Source organism: Mycobacterium intermedium (genome assembly GCF_002086275.1).
In the GTDB taxonomy this organism is placed as follows: Bacteria; Actinomycetota; Actinomycetes; order Mycobacteriales; family Mycobacteriaceae; genus Mycobacterium; species Mycobacterium intermedium.
This window is the reverse complement of the sequence record NZ_MVHT01000362.1, coordinates 1-266: the sequence shown is the minus strand read 5'-3', so window position 1 is coordinate 266 and position 266 is coordinate 1. Positions and strand designations below refer to the sequence as shown.

Genomic DNA, 266 nt, shown 5'->3' with positions numbered 1-266 from the left:
AGGTTGCTGCCGCCGGTGCCGCCGGCCCCGCCGTTTCCGAACAACAGACCGGCGCCGCCGACACCGCCTGGCCCGGGAGTGCCGACATTAGAGTTCGACCCGCCTACTCCGCCGGCCCCTCCGGTCCCGAACAGCCCGCCCATTCCGCCGGCTCCGCCCGGACCGCCAAGCGTGCCGCCGGTGGCGCCGGCACCGCCGGCGCCACCCCCGCCGAAGAACAAGCCGCCGGCGCCGCCCGCACCACCCCGCTCGCCGCTGCCGTTGGC

At 77.8% G+C, this 266-nt stretch carries 1 pseudogene; it reads right to left on the bottom strand.

Going from position 1 to position 266, the window contains the following annotated elements:
• Window positions 1–266, bottom strand: a pseudogene (locus BST27_RS31030) (hypothetical protein); the annotation flags it as partial.